Origin of the sequence: Celerinatantimonas yamalensis (assembly GCF_046054155.1) — a bacterium.
GTDB lineage: Bacteria > Pseudomonadota > Gammaproteobacteria > Enterobacterales > Celerinatantimonadaceae > Celerinatantimonas > Celerinatantimonas yamalensis.
This window is the reverse complement of record NZ_JBEQCT010000002.1, coordinates 304,548-323,445: the sequence shown is the minus strand read 5'-3', so window position 1 is coordinate 323,445 and position 18,898 is coordinate 304,548. Positions and strand designations below refer to the sequence as shown.

General features: G+C 44.9%; 13 protein-coding genes and 2 pseudogenes. 10 read left to right on the top strand and 5 right to left on the bottom strand.

Features of this window, described 5'->3' with window-relative positions; translation table 11 throughout:
- Nucleotides 1-262: 262 nt before the first annotated feature.
- Entirely contained in the window at nt 263-2,959 is a 2,697-nt protein-coding gene (gene acnA, locus ABUE30_RS06010) for an aconitate hydratase AcnA (protein ID WP_408622806.1), read from the bottom strand.
- Between the two features lie 242 nt (nt 2,960-3,201).
- Between acnA and ABUE30_RS06005 the strand changes: the two genes are divergently transcribed.
- Nucleotides 3,202-4,428 (top strand): MFS transporter, encoded by a 1,227-nt coding sequence (locus ABUE30_RS06005; protein ID WP_408622805.1) that lies wholly within the window; start codon nt 3,202-3,204, stop codon nt 4,426-4,428.
- 44 nt (nt 4,429-4,472) lie between these two features.
- Here ABUE30_RS06005 and ABUE30_RS06000 read toward each other — a convergent pair whose 3' ends face one another.
- The 4 genes and pseudogenes from ABUE30_RS06000 to ABUE30_RS05985 all read right to left on the bottom strand — a co-directional run.
- Complete coding sequence (locus tag ABUE30_RS06000) at nt 4,473-6,071, bottom strand: APC family permease (protein ID WP_408622804.1); 1,599 nt, start codon at nt 6,069-6,071, stop codon at nt 4,473-4,475.
- A 320-nt stretch (nt 6,072-6,391) separates the two neighbouring features.
- Nucleotides 6,392-8,461, bottom strand: a complete 2,070-nt coding sequence (locus tag ABUE30_RS05995) for a putative bifunctional diguanylate cyclase/phosphodiesterase (protein WP_408622803.1) — start codon at nt 8,459-8,461, stop codon at nt 6,392-6,394.
- Between the two features lie 856 nt (nt 8,462-9,317).
- The gene (locus ABUE30_RS05990) at nt 9,318-9,398 is read right to left on the bottom strand and encodes an Ada metal-binding domain-containing protein (RefSeq protein ID WP_408623189.1); all 81 of its coding nucleotides are present in this window, start codon (nt 9,396-9,398) and stop codon (nt 9,318-9,320) included.
- Between the two features lie 7 nt (nt 9,399-9,405).
- Nucleotides 9,406-9,501: pseudogene (locus ABUE30_RS05985) on the bottom strand (Ada metal-binding domain-containing protein); the annotation flags it as partial.
- A gap of 908 nt (nt 9,502-10,409) precedes the next feature.
- On the opposite strand from ABUE30_RS05985, the pseudogene ABUE30_RS05980 reads away from it, so the two are divergent.
- The 9 genes and pseudogenes from ABUE30_RS05980 to ABUE30_RS05940 all read left to right on the top strand — a co-directional run.
- A pseudogene (locus tag ABUE30_RS05980) lies at nt 10,410-10,733 on the top strand (methyl-accepting chemotaxis protein); the annotation flags it as partial.
- A 343-nt stretch (nt 10,734-11,076) separates the two neighbouring features.
- On the top strand, nt 11,077-11,439 hold the full coding sequence (locus tag ABUE30_RS05975; RefSeq protein WP_408622802.1) for a response regulator: 363 nt from the start codon (nt 11,077-11,079) through the stop codon (nt 11,437-11,439).
- A 21-nt stretch (nt 11,440-11,460) separates the two neighbouring features.
- Entirely contained in the window at nt 11,461-11,760 is a 300-nt protein-coding gene (locus ABUE30_RS05970; protein ID WP_408622801.1) for an STAS domain-containing protein, read from the top strand.
- Nucleotides 11,753-13,834 (top strand): chemotaxis protein CheA, encoded by a 2,082-nt coding sequence (locus tag ABUE30_RS05965; RefSeq protein ID WP_408622800.1) that lies wholly within the window; start codon nt 11,753-11,755, stop codon nt 13,832-13,834. Before ABUE30_RS05970 ends, ABUE30_RS05965 begins: the two co-directional genes overlap by 8 nt.
- Nucleotides 13,835-13,842: 8 nt before the next feature.
- Entirely contained in the window at nt 13,843-15,888 is a 2,046-nt protein-coding gene (locus ABUE30_RS05960) for a HAMP domain-containing methyl-accepting chemotaxis protein (protein WP_408622799.1), read from the top strand.
- Nucleotides 15,889-15,896: 8 nt separating this feature from the next.
- Nucleotides 15,897-16,436, top strand: a complete 540-nt coding sequence (locus tag ABUE30_RS05955) for a chemotaxis protein CheW (protein ID WP_408622797.1) — start codon at nt 15,897-15,899, stop codon at nt 16,434-16,436.
- A gap of 18 nt (nt 16,437-16,454) precedes the next feature.
- Nucleotides 16,455-17,285, top strand: a complete 831-nt coding sequence (locus ABUE30_RS05950; RefSeq protein WP_408622796.1) for a CheR family methyltransferase — start codon at nt 16,455-16,457, stop codon at nt 17,283-17,285.
- A 12-nt stretch (nt 17,286-17,297) separates the two neighbouring features.
- Nucleotides 17,298-18,353: a protein-glutamate methylesterase/protein-glutamine glutaminase gene (locus ABUE30_RS05945; protein WP_408622795.1), complete on the top strand. Its 1,056-nt coding sequence runs from the start codon at nt 17,298-17,300 to the stop codon at nt 18,351-18,353.
- Nucleotides 18,350-18,895, top strand: coding sequence for a chemotaxis protein CheD (locus ABUE30_RS05940; RefSeq protein ID WP_408622794.1), 546 nt, complete (start codon nt 18,350-18,352; stop codon nt 18,893-18,895). Before ABUE30_RS05945 ends, ABUE30_RS05940 begins: the two co-directional genes overlap by 4 nt.
- Nucleotides 18,896-18,898 lie beyond the last annotated feature (3 nt).

The following is an 18,898-nucleotide window of genomic DNA, read 5'->3' as shown; positions in this document are numbered from 1 at the left end:
ATTCATCCTTTTAGCGTGAGTCTATCTAGCTATTTAGCGGATAGCTTGGTGACATAGCCGGCCACCGTGGCTAGAGCGGCGTCTAATGTCTTTGTTGCAATCGAGGGTGGCATTTTTACATCGCTACGCATTAAATAATAAAAGTAAGTCGTTCGTATAATAGGGTGACCGTCAACATGGGAAATTGAAGCGGTTCTGTATAGCCGCTGCAACTTGTTCAACCGAGCTGGTGGACAGCACTGCTAGCAGTGCTGTCTGTTTGTTATGCCGCGAGTTGACGTAAGACAAAGTGTAAGATCCCGCCATGGCGGTAATAATCCCACTCTGCTGGGGTATCGATACGTACGTCCACTTCAAACTCAATCAGATCATTATTCTGGCGATTCTGTGCACTCACTTTTATAGCGGTTGGTTCACCTTCGAGCGGGCCGAAATCAAATATTTCATCCCCTCTAAGGCCCAAGCTTTCGGCACTTTGTCCCTCTTTAAATTGCAAAGGTAGTACGCCAAAACCGACCAAGTTGGAGCGGTGAATACGCTCGTAGCTTTGTGCAATGACTATCTGAACGCCTAACAGCTTCGTTCCTTTGGCTGCCCAGTCACGACTGGAGCCAGTTCCATATTCTTTACCAGCCAGAACAATTAATGCCGTATTATTGGCTTGATAGCGCATTGCTGCATCGAAGATGGTGGTGATTTCATTTGTTTCAAAATAGCAGGTAAAGCCGCCTTCAGTCTCAGGTGCGAGTTGGTTGCGTAATCGTACATTAGCAAAAGTACCGCGCATCATCACTTCATGATTGCCTCGCCGTGAACCTAAGCTGTTAAAATCCTTGGGAGCCACGCCTTGGCTTTGCAGGTATTCTCCAGCCGGGCTATCGGCTTTGATTGAACCGGCCGGAGAGATATGATCTGTCGTGATCGAATCGCCGACCTTGACGAGACAGCGCGCTTTTTGAATATGCGGTAATGGCTCTAGGTCTAATGTCATCCCTTCAAAATAAGGCGGGTTTTGGACATAGGTGGATGTCGGCCAATTATATGTCTGAGAATCAGGAACCGGTAACGCTTGCCATTGCTCGCTACCACGAAAGACATCTTGATAGTGCTCTTTATAGGTGGCGGCATCTAGAGTTTGTGAGATAAGCTCGGCAATCTCCTGTTGGCTAGGCCAAATATCTTTAAGGTAGACAGGCCGCTGCGCATCGCTCATACCCAATGGCTCGCGATAGAGATCAACCAGCATACTGCCTGCTAGCGCGTAGGCAACGACTAGTGGTGGTGACGCCAAGTAGTTGGTTTTAACTTGGGCATGGATTCGTCCCTCAAAGTTACGATTCCCTGAGAGCACCGCAGCAACGGTGAGATTATCATCTTGAATTGCTTGTGCGATTGGTTCCCGCAGCGGGCCTGAGTTGCCAATGCAGGTGGTGCAGCCAAATCCGACAAGATTGAACCCCAGTGCATCTAAGTGCTCTGTTAAGCCGGCTTTTTCAAGATAAGCGGGAACCACTTGAGAGCCTGGGGCAAGTGACGTTTTCACCCATGGCTTACATTTTAACCCTAATTGATGGGCCTTTTTAGCAACAAGTCCAGCCGCCAGCATCACTGCTGGGTTTGAAGTATTGGTGCACGACGTGATCGCAGCGATCACAATGTCACCATCTTGCAACGCCCGTTTGGGATCGTGTCGTGATTCATCTCGACCCGTGTCATCTCCTGTCGGTGAGCCACCGTCATCAGCAAAACGGGCAAGTGACTGGCCGTTTAGTTGTAATTGGTCGACAAACGCAGATTTTGCTTGTGATAATAGAATTCGGTCTTGGGGGCGTTTGGGACCGGCAATACTAGGCTCTATTTGCGTTAGATCTAAGTGCATGATAGCGCCTGAATAATCGGCCGATGTGGCGCCTTGATAACGCCAGAATCCTTGCGCTTTAGCATAGGCTTCAACCAGTGCTACTTGGTGTTCATCGCGTCCACTTAGGCGCAGATAACGCAGTGTTTCTTCATCGATGGGGAAAATACCGCAAGTGGCACCATATTCTGGGGCCATGTTGGCAATGGTGGCTCGATCGGCCAATGGTAGATGGGCTAAGCCATCGCCAAAAAATTCAACAAATTGTCCAACGACGCCGCGCTCACGGAGCATTTGCGTGACCGTGAGGACTAAATCAGTTGCAGTTGCGCCTTCTGGCAGCTCGCCAGTCAGCTCAAACCCAACCACTTGAGGCAGTAACATACTAATGGGTTGCCCGAGCATAGCCGCTTCGGCTTCGATTCCGCCAACTCCCCAGCCGAGGACGCCTAACCCATTGATCATGGTGGTATGTGAGTCAGTACCTACTAATGTGTCAGGGTAGGCATAGAGGGTGCCGGCGATGCTTTTAGTCATTACACCTTGTGCGAGATATTCTAAATTGACTTGGTGTACAATCCCAGTATCTGGCGGTACAACACGGAAATTTGAAAAAGCTTGTTGGCCCCAGCGTAAAAATTGATAGCGTTCTTGGTTGCGCTCAAACTCTTTGGCAATGTTTTGCTCAAGCGACGTTGCACTGGCGTAATGATCGACCATCACCGAATGATCAATTACCAAATCGACTGGCTCTAACGGGTTAATTTTTTGTGGATCGCCACCTAGTTGAGTAATGGCATCGCGCATCGCGGCTAAATCGACGACGGCTGGTACGCCTGTAAAATCTTGTAAAACAACACGTGACGGGGTAAATGCAATCTGAGCGCTGGGTTTAGCCTCGCTACGCCAATTGATCAGCGCTTGGATATCATCCGCTGTGACGATATGCCCATCTTCTTTACGTAATAAGTTTTCAAGTAGAATTTTTAAGCAATAGGGGAGTCGTTCAACTTGAGTGGTTGGGGTGAGTTTATCGAGTTGAAAAATTGTATACGACTGGTGAGCAACCTGCAGGGTTGCCTTGGTATTGAAACTATTCATTCGACGTGTCCTTTAATTAGTCAGACATGGACCATTGACTCTCTGTTCGTTATCGCCTACTAAAGGCTGTGTATTCAACCCTGATTATTGTAACATACATGTTATCTATATAGCAGACTTGTTAAATTATCTATTGATCAGCGTGTTATCGAGTGATTGCCTCCGATCACTTTTCTGGAGGAATGTTAGTTTATTCCTCTTTTCATTGTACTGTCGATTCAAGCATAGGCATATATAAGAACATGAGCCATCCTACTTCATCGAAGCCTGCTTCACTTTGGAAGCATCACGCATTTTTATGGTTTTGGTGCTCTCGACTCGCATCAGGTTTTGGTTTTCAGATGTTATCGGTTGCACTTGGCTGGCAAGTGTATGCTATGACGGGACGGGCCTTCGATTTAGGGCTGATTGGACTGGCGCAATTTATCCCCTCATTGTTGTTGGCTCTGCCAGCTGGCCATGTCGCCGATCAATTTCGGCGTCGTCAAATCATTGTGTTATCTCGCTTTTTTGAACTGGTTGCAATTGTGCTATTAGCCATTGGCAGTTGGCTGAAGATCTTGGATGAAACCATGCTGTTAGGATTAGTGGTCTGGATTGGCGTGTTTCGAGCGTTTGAATTTCCGGCGATGCAATCGATTGTGCCCAGTCTTGTTCCCGAATCTATTTTGCCGCGAGCCATGGCGATGAATAGCTCGGCAGGGCAGATGGCGACGATTATCGGTCCTGCACTCGGTGGTTTTTTATATATTGGCGGAGCTGATTTAGTGTATGCGGTGAGTTCGGCGCTCTATTTGGTGGCGCTGTTGTGTATGATTGGTGTACCGCTCTCACAGGTGATTGCTCGAACCCCCGCAACGCTTAAAACGCTGTTTGCTGGCATCCATTTTATCCGTGCGCGGCCGGTGATTTTAGGGGTGATTTCACTTGATCTATTTGCGGTATTATTAGGTGGAGCAACGGCGTTATTACCCATTTTTGCTCGAGATATATTACATACTGGTCCTTGGGGATTGGGATTATTACGTGCCGCTCCAGCGGTTGGGGCGCTATTGATGTCATTTTGGTTAGCACATCGCATTATTCAGCGACGGGTTGGCCTGATTATGTTTGCCTCGGTCGCTGGATTTGGTATCGCCACCATTGTGTTTGCTCTCTCCCATTGGCTGTGGTTGTCACTATTGTCTTTAGCATTATTGGGCGCATTTGATATGATTAGTATGGTGATTCGTGGCGCTTTGGTGCAACTAGACACGCCCGATGAGATGCGTGGACGGGTTAGTGCTGTCAATTCTATTTTTATCAATACATCCAATCAACTAGGTGAGTTTGAATCGGGCGTATTAGCCAGTGCCTTTGGTGCCGTAGGGGCAGCGGCGATTGGCGGTGTGGGGACGCTGCTGGTGGTGGCAGTGTGGATGCGTTTATTTCCGCAGCTAAGGGCGCGGGAGCGCTTAACTCAATCTTAAGCTAGGCCACCTTTAGGTGGCCTTATTATTTTTACCATCAATGTTTAGAGTGAGACAACAGCGTTGCTATCTTCAGTAATAATATCAAATTCATCTGCTTCGACTGGGATCTCAGGTCGCTCGTAAGCGCTCACAATTCCCCAAAAGTAGGTGATTAGTGCGAGCAATACAATGGCAACCATTGCAGTCGTTGAGCCTAACGCTTTAATGCCGCCATAAGTACCAAGATAGGAGATCACATACAATCCCACATAATAGGCCAGCAACCACGCGCTGCGTTTGATTTCATCGGCTAGGCCTTGTTCTTTGAGACCGAATAGGGCATAGCCTACCCATGCAGCGACAAAGATAGGAACGAGCAGTTGATTAACACTCCAGCCACTCCAGTAAATCAACAGTGTGCTGGCAATAAATGCAAGTGGACTGATGAGCACAAAGGCTGGCAATTTAAAAGGACGTTTTAAATCAGGCCGACGCAGACGAAATACTGCGGCGCTGACTGGGCCTGGCATATAGGTAAACACGGTTGCTGACGTGACCGCCGCAATCAGACCGCCCCACACTTGGAACTCAGATGGCAATGTCCAAGCTATGGCTAAGATCAGTGATAACCACAGGGCGCCGCGAGGAACGCCTGATTTTTCATCAACTTGACCGAAAATTTTAAACAGATGGCCATTTTTAGCCCAAGCAAACAAAGCTCGACTGGCGCCCGCCAAATAGATATTGCCTGTCCCTGCTGGGGAAATAACGGCATCAATCAGGATCAAATTTATCAGCCAAGTGAGCCCTAGAGAGCGCGCTAAATCAGCATAGGGTGATTGAAAGACGCCCTCTAAACCATGCCAACCATGCGTTTTTAGCAGCGTAGTTGGAACGGCGCCCATAAAGGCAAATTGTAAGAGGATATAGATGGCAAAACTTGCGATCAACGCGAAGATAATGGCAAGTGGTACGTTGCGCTGTGGATTTTTCGCTTCGCTGGCAAAGTCGACTGCTTGACGAAATCCTAGGTAGGCAAAGACGATGCCTGCGCCTGTTAATGACGAGAATATACCATGCACTCCGCCTGGATGGGTTGATGGAATGCTCATATTTGCCCCTTTGTAGAAACCAAAAAAGGTGATGATGGCAATGATGGGTACAATGAATTTGATCCCAGTGACTAATGTGTTAATGCGTCCAAAAAAGTTTACACTCCAGTAGTTAAGCAAAAAGAAAAAGACCAGCAGCACAATTTGCATGATAAAACCGAGATCGGTCGGGCTGCCATCGCTGTGCCCTAAAGCCGGCCACCAAAATAGTGCATATTGACGAACCGCTTCAACCTCAACACCGGCAGTACTGGTGTAAGATAATAGCGCACTGACGCCAATGACAAAACCGACTAAGTTGCCATGGGTGAAGTTGGGGTAGCGCACAAACCCTCCGGCTCGTGGAATACTCGCTGATAATTCTGCGAAAACTAGCCCAATCAACAAAATAATAACTGCGCCAAGAGCCCAAGCGTAGCCACTTAAGGGGCCCGCAAAGCCTGCACTATTCAGCGCCGCGTAAAGCCAGCCTGAACCGATCATTGATCCGATACCGAGTAACGTGAGATCAAGTAATCCAAGTTTTTGTTTTAAAACTCCGCCTGCCATGTTCACTCCTTATTATATTTATATTTAGATTTGAATCGATGTTTAATAACGATACACAGCGTCATATGCTCCATGAATATGGCTGTGTATAGATGATTTTTAGCATAAAGTGTTCCATTGCCAAAATTAAATAAAATTTGGTGATTTAATTCAAAAAAGACAAACTAAATAGCTTTTATATGTAATATTTTGTCATTTTTTGTAAATTTATGTATATATGATGTATTCGTTCGTTGTGCATGAGAAGCAGATGGATGAATAAAACACCCGCAGATGTTCAATGATTTAACCGGGGAGCCAGACGTTACTTTTTATGCAAATCAGATCGTTTTAGATGGTGTTTGCAGATACCGTTCTCGCATATCGGCTGGATGTTGTAATAGGTGTGTGATCTCGTGGGCAGGTAAGGGACGTGAAAATAGATAGCCTTGGCCTTGTTCACATTTAAGGCTTTGTAATAACTTCATTTGTTCAATTGTTTCAATGCCTTCGGCAATCATTATTTTATCCAATGAATGCCCCATACTAATAATCGCGGAAATTAACTGCGCATTATTTTTGTCGGTGGTGATATTAGCAACAAATGATTGATCGATTTTAAGGACTTTAAACGGGAGACTTTTTAATCGGGAAAGACTGGAGTGACCCGTACCAAAATCATCAATTGCTAAAATAAAGCCATACTGTTCCAGTAGTTGCAGCTGGGTGATGATATGGTCGAGGTTATCCATCAATTTGTCTTCGGTGATTTCTAGCTGTACTTGCTGGGGATGAATATTCATCTGTTGGGTTAACACAAAAATCCGCTGACTGATGTTTCCATGCAGTAGCTGTTTAACCGAGACATTGACGGCCACTTCAATCGAGTGGTTGAGTTGATTCCACCGCGCTATCTGTTTCAAGGCAGAGACCAACACCCAATCACCCAACTCGACGATAAAATTACTCGCTTCGGCAATCGGGATAAATTCAGCGGGAGAGAGCATTCCCTCCTCAGGATGCTCCCAGCGGATGAGTGCTTCAACACCAATTATTTCACCGGTTTGTAGGTCGATTTTAGGTTGATAAAACAGCACCAATTGTGTGTCATCTAGAACCGCTCGGCGCAAGCGTTGTTCAAGTTTGAGACGACGGGTAATTTGCGCGGTCATTGAGGGTTGAAACAGTTGGAACTGATTGTTTTCTCCTGTTTTAGCCATTCGCATTGCTTGCGTTGCATGAGTGAGTAAGTTGTTAGCTTTATGGCCATCCTCAGGATAAAAAGCTAAACCATACACGGCTGACAATTGGATTTCGTCCTCGCCTATTGTCATTGCTTGATTAATGATCTCTGATAATTCTCGGATCAGATGTAATATTTCAAGGTGGTTTTTTTGCTGATTTAGAGCTAAAGCAAATTCATCACCGGCAATGCGACTAATAAAGCCATAACGTTGCTCAATAAATTGATTTAAGCGAATTGCTAGCTGTTGCAATACGCTATCACCACGTTCATGACCATAACTGTCATTAATACTACTAAATCGACTAAGGCCTATGCAGACAACCCCTAGATGCTCTTCATTATGTTTAGCGAGTTGAATACATGTCTCTAATTTTGCAATCATCGATAAGCGGTTGGATAAGCCTGTTAATGGGTCATTAAATACTTGAAATTTAACCCGTTCTGCAATTTCTCCTTCCATCTTTCTGAGCAACTGGTGATACTGCGTTTCACGGCGATAGAGATTTAATAGTAAAGGGCGAAAGATAAATATAGCCTCCGCTAGTAACGTGAACAGAAGTATGACTAATGAGATCACATTGTAAGTTTGTAATTTAGCCACGTCTGATTCACTTTCTTGCTGATATTCAAGCACTAAATCATCAAGAGATTGCAGTAGCTTGTGATAAGCCGCTTGTTTTAATTGCTGATAGATTTGTCGGTTTTCTGCCGCACTATTGCTTGTTGATTCAAGCTCTGTAGCGTGGGTTAGAAATAAGGTCACTTGTTGATTAAGAAAAATGGGAGATTGGTTAAAAATTGCTCGAATAGTTTGAGAGGGAGCAGGAATATTAAGTTTGCTTGAGCCATTACGCAATGCATCATGAACTATCAGCATATGATCAATGTTACTTTGATAATTGCGTATAAAGTGGTCATCGACTGATGCGTTACTTATTAGATCACCAGCTAATAAGGTAATGCGTTGGGTCAGCATCCGCTGGCGGCCTGCAAGGTTAATCACCTTTGCCGCTGTTTCTTGTTGTTTAATAATACGTTGGGTCAAGTAATGCGAACAGCTTGCGAGTAGCGCAATAAATGATAATGCAAATAAATAGGTATAGGTATCACGGCGCCAGTGCTGTGTAATAAACTTAGATTGAAAGGGCACTGATTCTGTCTTCACATCTGTCTCCATAGTCATATAGAACAACTGATGACAGAACGGCCTTTCATCAGAATTTTTGTTTCAATATTTATAGTTCTAATTTTAGACATAAATATCTATAAGAGGCGTTAATTCGTCGATTTTTATGGCCGCGTTTTAATTTGTTGGATTGCTGTGATTTGGCGGAAAACTAATCCCAGCAGCCATTCCTCTGATCTTTTTGGTGAATACTGAAGCGAGTTAGGCGTATGCAAGGGGGGGGAAATAACGTTGGTGTAAATGCAAATAGATCTAAAATAGAGTCCAATTGCTAAATAATTGAGAGCCCAATGCGGAATAAAAAGAGGTCGAGGCTATTGGCTAAGGTGATTACGAATCAGATACCCTAGATGAGCGTCAACGTCAATCCAAGACAGCCCACATTCAGCCAACTCGCTATCATTCATGTCAAAAAAGACTTAAACGCATGCTCAGAAAGTGCTAGGAACTTAAAAGCCATCTTTGATACATCCTCATTTGGGTAAACTTAGTATCGAACATAAAGTAGATAATGCTTAGGATAGCCTCCGCTGCAGATGGCGCTTTTCTGGTAAGTTGTTTGAAGGTGTTAGCCGAATTCGCTCAATTATTTATAACCACTGGCAAAGGCTACCTGAGTCGTTGATTTTCCTTGTTGAAGTTCATTCATCGCTTGATTGATCCTGATCATGTGTTGATAGGTTTGAAAAAGTTATGTGGTAATGACGGTCAAAGTAGCGCCTAATGAACTAGTCGACTGTCGGTGTTCTTCTTAAACATCGCTAATACGCATATCTGTCGATTGCGTCAGTAGCGCTAAGGCACGTTGCACCATGATGGGTGTTTGCTCACAACATCAAGTGGGGCGGCATACTTTGCAGGGACTAAATCCAGCAACTAGTGCTTCTTTTAACTCGTGGTAGAAAGAAGACAACATTTTTTGCCTGAGGTTTCCGAGCACCACCTGTTGCGATGCAAACTATTCCTGTACTGGTCACTCCCGCATAGAAAATACCAATAAACTGCGAGTCTCGCTCAATTAAAGCGCGATAATCACGTTAGCATAAATCTGGGTCAGTCATTGGCCTCTGTAGTTCTCAAGAAGAAAGCTTGTTTTATCATCGTTGATGGATCTTTTTACAGCAACCGAAAACTGGACGTTGAATTTTAGCCTAGGAATTCCTTGTCGAACAACGTCGTTGAGTTAGCACTTAATATTTGTATTTTTTTGATCAGAACAAGTGCTCCTGTCAGGTTTTTCCCTCCCTCATCGCTACACTTTTTACTTTGATATGTCCATTTGTTATGGCGCATAACTCGACAAATAGTTGCAGATAGTCTGCATATCTTGCAATTACTGCTAATCTTTAAATTAATTAATAAACTCTTTGGGAGAGCTAATGTGAGTGATGAGGTATTCGCTGACATGAACGCAGAGGTTGCACGTCTGAGTCAACAAATTCTGCTGATTGCTATAGCCAGTTTTGTGCTGGTTGTCGGTTGTGCTTTTCTCGCTCTGCCGTGGTGGTATGGCGCCTTGCTGGCGTTAGGGGGGGGGTTGTTATTATGGTGGACATTAAGCGTATCCGGTCAGCGCGTCGTCAGCTTAGTCGAGCCTCAAGCGCAAACTGATGATAAAGCGTCACGTGAACTTGAGTACTTAGTGGTGCAACTGCAAACCATATTACCGATGTGGCAAGCCATTTTAGCTAGTAGTCGTCATGATATGGATAGTTCGGTGACGGATGTGACTGGGCAGTTTGAACAAATTGTTCAAGATCTCGATGCAGCAGTTTTTACCGATAAGGATGATGGCGACATAGATCATCGTTCTGTCTTAGCACGAAAAGTGAGCGATATGGCTCGTGAAGCGTTTGAAGGACAAAAACAGACATTTAAGGAAGCCGACCAGCGCGATCATAATACAGTGCAATCGATCCAAGCACTTCACGAACAGATGCAAGGCATTGAAAAAGCGTCCCAAGATGTACAAAAAATTGCCGAACAGATTAACTTACTGGCGTTAAATGCAGCGATTGAAGCGGCCCGTGCCGGTGAACATGGCCGCGGTTTTGCCGTGGTCGCAGACGAAGTCCGCACTCTTGCTTCACGCTCAGCTAAAACCGGTGATCAGATTAGTCAAACCATCAATATTTTTAGTCATGATATGGATAAATTGGCGAAATCAGTACAAAGCACATTTAGTGAAGTTCATCAACAGTATCAAGATCATGAATTGACCATCAGCCAAACCTTGGGACAGTTAGATGATCATATGCAATCTCTCACTGATGATACATTAGCACTGATTCGTCAGCGCCATGATATTAGTCAGCGTATCTCGAAGGTGATCATTCGACTGCAATTTCAAGATCGATTATGTCAGATCATCGATCATGTCGAACAGCACTTTGGTGAACTCATCGAACTGTTGCCAGCGGATGCGCATTCTCCAGAGCAATTTGAGCAACGAGTTGGTGAATTACTTGCGCATATGAAAAAGCGTTCCACCACTGATATGGAGCGACAAATTTATGGTGGGGACAAACACCTCACCTATTCATCATCACAGAGTCACAATGACGATCTGACTTTTTTCTAAAAAGGAGACAATGATGTCAAAAAATATATTGGTTATTGATGACTCCGCATCAGTTCGCCAAGTTGTGGGAATGGCTCTGCGTAATGCAGGCCATCAGGTGACGGAGGCTGTTGATGGCCGTGATGGATTGGCCAAGTTAGACGGACAAAAATTTCATCTTATTGTGTGTGATGTCAATATGCCAAATATGGATGGTATCAGTTTTTTAAAAGCCGCGAAGCAAAAGTCTGCCTATAAGTTTACTCCGGTGTTGATGCTAACGACGGAGTCGGGGGAAAACATGAAACAAGAGGGCAAAGCGGCGGGAGCCAAAGCGTGGCTTGTTAAACCGTTTAAACCCGAGGTTCTGCTTAATGCTGTTACTAAGCTAGCTTAGTGGCTAGCAACGAGAAATGTTATGACTGATTTTGTTCATCACCAAATACTGCCCGAATCCGTAACGGTCTATGACGTTCCGGAGTTGTCCCAGCAATGGATCAATTCGCAAAAATGGCAAAGTAACTGGCAGTTTGATGCGACTGCCACTCACGAGATCGATAGTTGTGGACTACAGCTGTTGTTGTATTTGAACCAATGTTTACAACAACGTGGATATCAACTTTCGCTAGTGGGCGTGACGGGCGAGTTACTGAATGCGTTGCAATTAACTTCACTGGACTCCTTCATCGTACCAGCTCAGGAGCATAATAATGAATGAAGCGGTCGATATCTTTCGCCAAGAAGCACAAGAGCATTTAGATACACTTGAGTCGGCGTTACTGGAGATTGAAGAGCATCCAGATGCAGAGCAAATTAATTTGGCTTTTCGCGCGATGCATACCATTAAAGGTGCTGCAGGTATGGTCGGGTTTGACCATTTATCTCTTTTTACCCATCATTTAGAGTCATTTTTCGATCGGGCGCGTAACGGTGAATTTGAACTTTCAGCGGCGATGATTAGTCTCATCTTGGAATGTCGTGATCATATTCAACAGCTCTTAGAAGAGATGGAACCTTCCATTGAGTTAACGGCGATGAGTGACCAATTGAGTCAGCAACTCAATGAATTTGTGCCTCAGTCTGTGGCCGCCGATCCCGTTGTTGTGGAGAATGAGAACGTTGTCTCAGCATCCCGTGTTGCTGGCAAAGATATACTGTGGCGGATAGAAATAACACCTAATCAGTTGGCCTTTCAAGAGGGGTTTGATCTACTGCCATTGCTGCGTGAGTTAGCCACTCTGGGGCAATCGAAGGTGTATGAGCAATTACCGACGATGACCGCTGAGACATTTGATCCCCAGCTTTGTTATCTTCGAGTCTTAGTGCTGTTGCAAAGCCCTGCCAATCGCAATGATATTGAAGATGTATTTATCTTCGTGGCAGATGATTGGCAAATTAAGATTGATGAAATTACCCATAGTCGTTTTGATGATGTGCTGGCCCATATTGGTGAGCAGGGATGGCTCAGCGCGGCGCAATTAAGCGAATCGAATCCAGACTTATCGTTGGCCGAAGCGCCTTCTTCAAAGCCATTGCCCCTTGCCGAAACACACTCTTCTAAGCCGGCGTCGAATCCAAGCGTGAGCTCGCAACAAGACGTTAAAAGAAAGCTTCCAGAAGGACAGATTGTCAAAGTTCCATCCAATAAACTCGATATGTTGATGAACTTAATTGGTGAACTAGTCATTGTGCAAGCGCGACTAAATGAAGTGGCCCGAGTGGAACAGAATGAGCAGCTTGACACATTGGCTGAGGAGTTATCACTGCTCGGTTCTGAGCTGCGAGATACTGCCTTTGATATTCGTATGTTACCGATTGGTTCAACATTTGCCCGATTTCGTCGCTTAATTCGTGATTTAGGCAAAGAACTTAATAAAGATGTGCAACTTCAAACCGAAGGTGCCGATACAGAGTTGGACAAAATGGTACTCGATCATTTGGGCGATCCGTTAGTGCATCTGTTACGTAATAGTATGGATCATGGAATAGAGCACCCTGAGCAGCGTATTGCCGCAGGTAAAGCGGCCAAGGGCACCATTCTTTTGACTGCTTCGCATCATGATGGGCAAATTTTAATTACCATCTCCGATGATGGGGCAGGGCTAGATGCTGAAAAAATTCTCAATAAAGCACGTCAACGTGGATTAGTTGGTGCTCATCAAGAGTTAGATCTCTCAGAAATTTATTTACTTATCTTTGAACCAGGCTTTTCCACAGTAGACAAAGTATCAGGTGTCTCAGGGCGTGGGGTCGGGATGGATGTGGTGCGAACCTCAATTGAGTCTTTGCAGGGGCGAGTTGAAATTGACAGCCAGCCCGGTCAAGGAACTACCACGACCATTTATTTACCCATGACGTTGGCCATTATTGAAGGATTGATGGTTCGGGTAAGCAATGAGCGCTACATCATTCCACTGTCGGTGGTTGAGGAGTGCATTGAAACATTTGCGAGCGAGTCATCGAGTCATGATGGTGCTCGGTTGGTGAAAAATCGTGGTGAGCTAATTTCATGCGTTCGCTTACGTGAATTATTTACTATTCATGGTCAACAACCCGTGATTGAACAGACGGTGATTACGCATGTGGGTAAGGAACGGTTAGGGGTGACGGTTGATGAAGTGATTGGTCAATACCAGACGGTTATTAAGAGCTTAAGTCGTTTGTATCAGAAGGTTCCCGGACTGATAGGTGCGACAATTCTGGGGAATGGGGATGTGGCGATGATTCTAGATATCAATAAGTTGGTGGATGAAGCCAGATCATCGGAACCGATGCTAAATATGAGCAGGTAGGAATAGCTATGTTAAAGAAAATTACCTTAAAAACGTTGGTTATATGGGGATTTGCTCTGTTAATAATGCTATTAGCATTGACGAGTCTGGAAGGGATCCGCAAGTTGCGGCATGCAAATACCGATATAAATTATATCGTGGAAGGACCCGCTGAAGCAATTCGCTTGACCGCTCGAATGCGCCAAGACTTACTCGAGCTGGGGATGGATGCTGCTGAATATATTTTGGCGAAGGATGAAAAAACACAGGAAAAATATCAAGCTCTGATGGACAAAGCGTATCAGCGTGTTACGCAGAGAAAGCAGAGCCTTAGCAAGATACTACCCGCTGAATATGCCGATCAATTGCAGCAGTTTGACAGCCATTTGAAAAGCTATCGTCAGATTTTAACGCAAGTGGTGGCGCTTTCTAGTCAAAATACCAATGTAAAAGCGATTAACTTAAGTGAGACAGAGGGCTTTTCTGTTTATGAAAAATTGATGGATCAGGTCCGGGTCTTTGGAGATCACATCGCTGATAAAGTGAACAGTTCGTTTGATCCTGAACAGTTGCGATTATTGGCTGGAGAAAATAGACAATTAACCATGTTCAATTACTCTTTAGGTGAAGTCCAGCGCTTAGAAAAAGTCTTTATTATGAGCACCGATACAGCCCAAATGGCGCAAATCACAGCTCGTCTCGATCGAACTATCAAGCAGGCTAACGCTATTCAAAAACAGCTGTTAAGCATGGCATTACCTGAACAGCGCGGCGAAATTGATTCTATTGCGCAAGGATTTAGCCACTATTTGGCCGTTCAAAATGAAGTGCTTAAACTTTCTCGGGAGAATACTAATACTCGGGCATTTCAATTACTCGAATCTGACGGCTCTGAGGCACTGGATAACGCCAGCAAATATTTAACGATGATGTTAAACGGCGCTGATACGCTTATGAATAATGCCATGACTAGCACTAATTCGAGTTTTCAGTCAACTATTCAAATATTTATCGGTTTGTTAGCTGCTTCGTTTTTGATCTCTCTTTCAGCTGCCATTACGGTAGTTTTGCGGATTAATGAAATTAGTCGTATCGCGACCCTTATTGGTGAAGGTGACCTGAATCAGCATTTTAACCCTAAATTTAGTGATCATGATATCTATGGGGTGTTGCGTAAAATGAATGAACGCCTGAGAGATATTGTTGGGCGTATTAAAGAGGCCTCAAGCAATGTTGCCTCAGGCAGTATTCAATTATCTGGTACCGGTCAGCAAATTGCGCAGGGTGCAACAGAGCAAGCTTCGTCACTTGAAGAGATTTCATCCGCAGTGGAGCAGATGTCGGCCAATATTTCACACAGTGCTGATAATGCTAAACAGACTGAGCAGATTGCCAGTCAAGCCGCCAATGATGCAGGGTTTTCCGGTAAAGCGGTACGAGAATCAGTGCTGGCGATGAAAGATATCACCGAACGCATCAATATTATTGAGGAGATTGCCCGTCAAACTAACTTATTAGCGCTTAACGCGGCGATTGAAGCAGCGCGCGCTGGTGAACATGGCAAGGGGTTTACGGTGGTTGCGGCTGAAGTGCGTAAATTAGCAGAACGTAGTCAAAGGGCCGCGGGTGAAATCGTGGAACTGTCACGTAATAGCCTGAACATCTCTGAACAAGCTGGGGATATGTTGGAAAAACTGGTGCCGAATATTCAAAAAACCGCTGATTTAGTGCAAGAGATTAGTGCTTCGGCTGTCGAACAAAATAAGGGGGCTTCAGAAATTAATACCGCCATTCAGCAATTGGATCAAGTCGTTCAGCAGTCTGCTGCATCGGCAGAAGAGATGGCTTCAACGTCTGAAGAGCTATCTGCGCAAGCGGAACAGATGAACTCGACCATGGAGTTTTTCAAAGTTGACCAAACGCACTCTCGTGCATCCACTTCTAAATCGCATAAACCACCTCACTCATCAGGCTCAAATACCCCGATGAGAACTGGGAACAAACCTGCGAGTGGCACTAACAAAGGTGGAATTGATTTGGATCTCGATGGGGATGATGATTTTGTTCGCTATTGAGGTGTGCTATGAGAGATGAAAAGCAAATCAACGAGAAGTTAGACAAATTGCAAGTGCTCTCTTTTGTTCTTGAGGATGAGAGTTTTGGCACCGAAATTAGCTGTATTCAAGAGGTATTGGAATATCGCAAAGTCACTGCTGTTCCGCGCACGCCTGATTATATGTTAGGTGTGATTAATTTACGTGGGCAAGTCGTGCCAGTGGTCGACCTCCGTCAGGTGTTTGCGATGAATGTGATTGAACCTACTGTCGACAGTTGCATCATTATTGTCAAAATTCCGATTGAAGGCGAAGAAACTTCGCTGGGCATTTTAGCCGATAAGGTCAAAGAGGTCGTCGAGTTTAATGTTGTAGAGATTAAACCACCGCCACGGATCGGCAATAAAGTTGACAGTCAGTTTATCTCTGGGATGGTACAATATAATGATGAGTTTATCATTTTGTTGCGGTTAACCCGCGTGTTCTCCAATGAACAGCTTCATGACGTATTTGATCCCGCTGAATCGCTTACGAAAGCAGATGATGAGGCGGCGGATTCAGATGCGTAATCATCGGATGAACACCTTATGTTAATGGATCATGAGTCGTTGCATGATCGCGATCATAAACGCTTAGCACTATTTATCGATAAAGTAGCCGGGATTCAATTACCAGCGCATAAACGCTCTCTAATTGAGTCTCGTCTACGCAAGCGATTACTGGCTACTGGGCGAGATCAATTTAAGACGTATTTAGATTGGGCGCTCAGTGATACTGGCGAACAGGTGATGCTGATTGATGCATTGACGACCAATAAAACTGATTTTTTTCGCGAAGCGGGGCATTTTGAATTTTTGATGCAATATCTACAGCAACGTTTGGTGAGTGAGCCCCACAAAGCGCGTTATCGGTTTTGGAGTGCTGGCTGTTCCAGTGGCGAAGAGCCTTATACGTTAGCGATGGTGCTACAAAACATCAAAGAAGATTATCCACATTTTAATTATTCTATTGAGGCGACGGATATCTCTCCATCGGTATTAGCAACCGCTCAGCAGGGGATCTATCATCACAGTTTGGTTCAACCTGTCCCGATAGCTTATCGAAAAAAATATCTATTAAGAAAAAAAAATAAACAGTTGGATTTAGTTAAAGTATCGCCAGAGTTAAAACGGAATATTTGTTTTGAATCATTTAATCTAGTGACCGGAAATTTTGCAACAATGGGTGAATTTGACGGTATATTTTGTCGTAATGTGATGATCTATTTTAGTCAAGCCCAACGACAGATCATTATTACCCAGTTTGCCCAGGCATTATCTCCTCAAGGGTTGTTTTTTATCGGGCATTCTGAAGGCTTGTCTGGACAACAGTTTGGTTTGAACTCCTTGATTCCAACGGTCTATCAAAAAAATGAATAAAGGAGTTCTTGCATGATTGAGGTAATGATTGTCGATGATTCAGCTGTCGTGCGACAAACGCTTGCAGAAATTATTAATAGTGAAAGCGATATGCGAGTTCAAGCTACCGCAGGTGACCCTTATATCGCGGCTGATAAGTTACGACAAAGGTTACCGGATGTGATGATCCTCGATGTTGAAATGCCGCGGATGGATGGATTAACTTTTTTACGCAAATTGATGAGTCAATATCCACTTCCCGTCGTGGTTTGTTCTTCGTTAGTTGGAGAGCGCAGCGACACACATATGAAGGCATTGGAACTAGGTGCTGTTGAGATTATTCAAAAACCTGCGCTTGGTACCCGCGACTTTTTGCGCGAAGCAAGAGTGACGATTACTGATGCTGTGCGTGCGGCGGCCAGTGCGAAAGTGGCTAAAATTCTCAAGCCAACTGTACCCACGAAAAAGCTTTCGGCTGATGCCGTGCTAAGTCGCCCTTCTGGCAGTGCCATGAGCGAAACAACGGATAAAGTTATTGTGATTGGTGCCTCTACCGGGGGAACTGAAGCAATTCGGCAAGTGTTAGAAGCCATGCCTGGAAACTGTCCGCCGATAGCTGTTGTGCAACATATGCCGGAGGGGTTTACCCGCTCTTTTTCTCAGCGTCTAGATAATTTATGTCGAATCAAAGTTAAAGAAGCTGAGGATGGCGACACGCTTTTACGTGGTTACGCATTGATTGCTCCGGGCAATCATCACTTATTGGTGAAACGCAGTGGCGCTCGCTATTATGTCGAGGTTAAAGATGGGCCGTTAGTTTCACGTCATCGTCCATCGGTCGATGTTTTATTTCGCAGCGCGGCTAAATATGCAGGCTCTAACGCCGTGGCTGCAATTTTAACGGGGATGGGCGATGATGGCGCATCCGGAATGAAGGAATTACGTGATGCAGGGGCTTACACTATCGGCCAAGATGAAGCGAGTTGTATCGTCTATGGAATGCCTAAAGAGGCATTTCTGCGGGGTGGTGTTTGTCAGCAATTGCCACTACAACATATTGCCGCCACATTATTGAAATCAGCGCAATGAGCCCACCATCAATAACGTCAACACGGCGGGATCATCCTCATCAACAGGTGGCTTACCTGTATGCGGGGGATATTATTTTTGGCCGCGGTTATCGAGAAGTCCGCACCTTACTTGGATCGTGCATCGCGATTGCCTTGTGGCATCCTTCGCACAAATTTTGCGGAATGTGTCATTTTGCGATGCCCCAATATGTCGGCAGCATAAAAAAAACACTCGATCCACGCTATGGCGATCACTGTATGGAAATTTTTCGTCGAAGTGCAGAGAAGCGCGGAACTTCGCTCAAAGATTATCAAGCGAAAGTATTTGGCGGGGGAAATTTACTACGTCATGACCCTATGTTAGTTCAACTTGATGCTAGACAAGACCTTTGGGAACGACGCTCAGTGGGTGAGCAGAATGCAGGGGCCGCATTTGCACTGTTAATGCAGTATGGCGTAAAGGTTGTAGAGATGGATGTCGGTGAGTTTTGCTATCGCAAAATATATCTAGATACGCGCACCGGCGAAGTCGATGTTGTCTGTTGCCATGTGGGACCTTGACGT

Bases quoted from the DNA above. Each gene is read 5' to 3' on its own strand.
- ABUE30_RS05965 (WP_408622800.1), top strand. From the start codon at position 11,753: ATGAATGAAGCGGTCGATATCTTTCGCCAAGAAGCACAAGAGCATTTA.
- ABUE30_RS05945 (WP_408622795.1), top strand. From the start codon at position 17,298: ATGATTGAGGTAATGATTGTCGATGATTCAGCTGTCGTGCGACAAACG.
- acnA (WP_408622806.1), bottom strand. From the start codon at position 2,959: ATGAATAGTTTCAATACCAAGGCAACCCTGCAGGTTGCTCACCAGTCG.
- ABUE30_RS05990 (WP_408623189.1), bottom strand. From the start codon at position 9,398: ATGTTGTCTTCTTTCTACCACGAGTTAAAAGAAGCACTAGTTGCTGGA.
- ABUE30_RS06005 (WP_408622805.1), top strand. From the start codon at position 3,202: ATGAGCCATCCTACTTCATCGAAGCCTGCTTCACTTTGGAAGCATCAC.
- ABUE30_RS06000 (WP_408622804.1), bottom strand. From the start codon at position 6,071: ATGGCAGGCGGAGTTTTAAAACAAAAACTTGGATTACTTGATCTCACG.
- ABUE30_RS05975 (WP_408622802.1), top strand. From the start codon at position 11,077: ATGTCAAAAAATATATTGGTTATTGATGACTCCGCATCAGTTCGCCAA.
- ABUE30_RS05970 (WP_408622801.1), top strand. From the start codon at position 11,461: ATGACTGATTTTGTTCATCACCAAATACTGCCCGAATCCGTAACGGTC.
- ABUE30_RS05960 (WP_408622799.1), top strand. From the start codon at position 13,843: ATGTTAAAGAAAATTACCTTAAAAACGTTGGTTATATGGGGATTTGCT.
- ABUE30_RS05940 (WP_408622794.1), top strand. From the start codon at position 18,350: ATGAGCCCACCATCAATAACGTCAACACGGCGGGATCATCCTCATCAA.
- ABUE30_RS05950 (WP_408622796.1), top strand. From the start codon at position 16,455: ATGTTAATGGATCATGAGTCGTTGCATGATCGCGATCATAAACGCTTA.
- ABUE30_RS05955 (WP_408622797.1), top strand. From the start codon at position 15,897: ATGAGAGATGAAAAGCAAATCAACGAGAAGTTAGACAAATTGCAAGTG.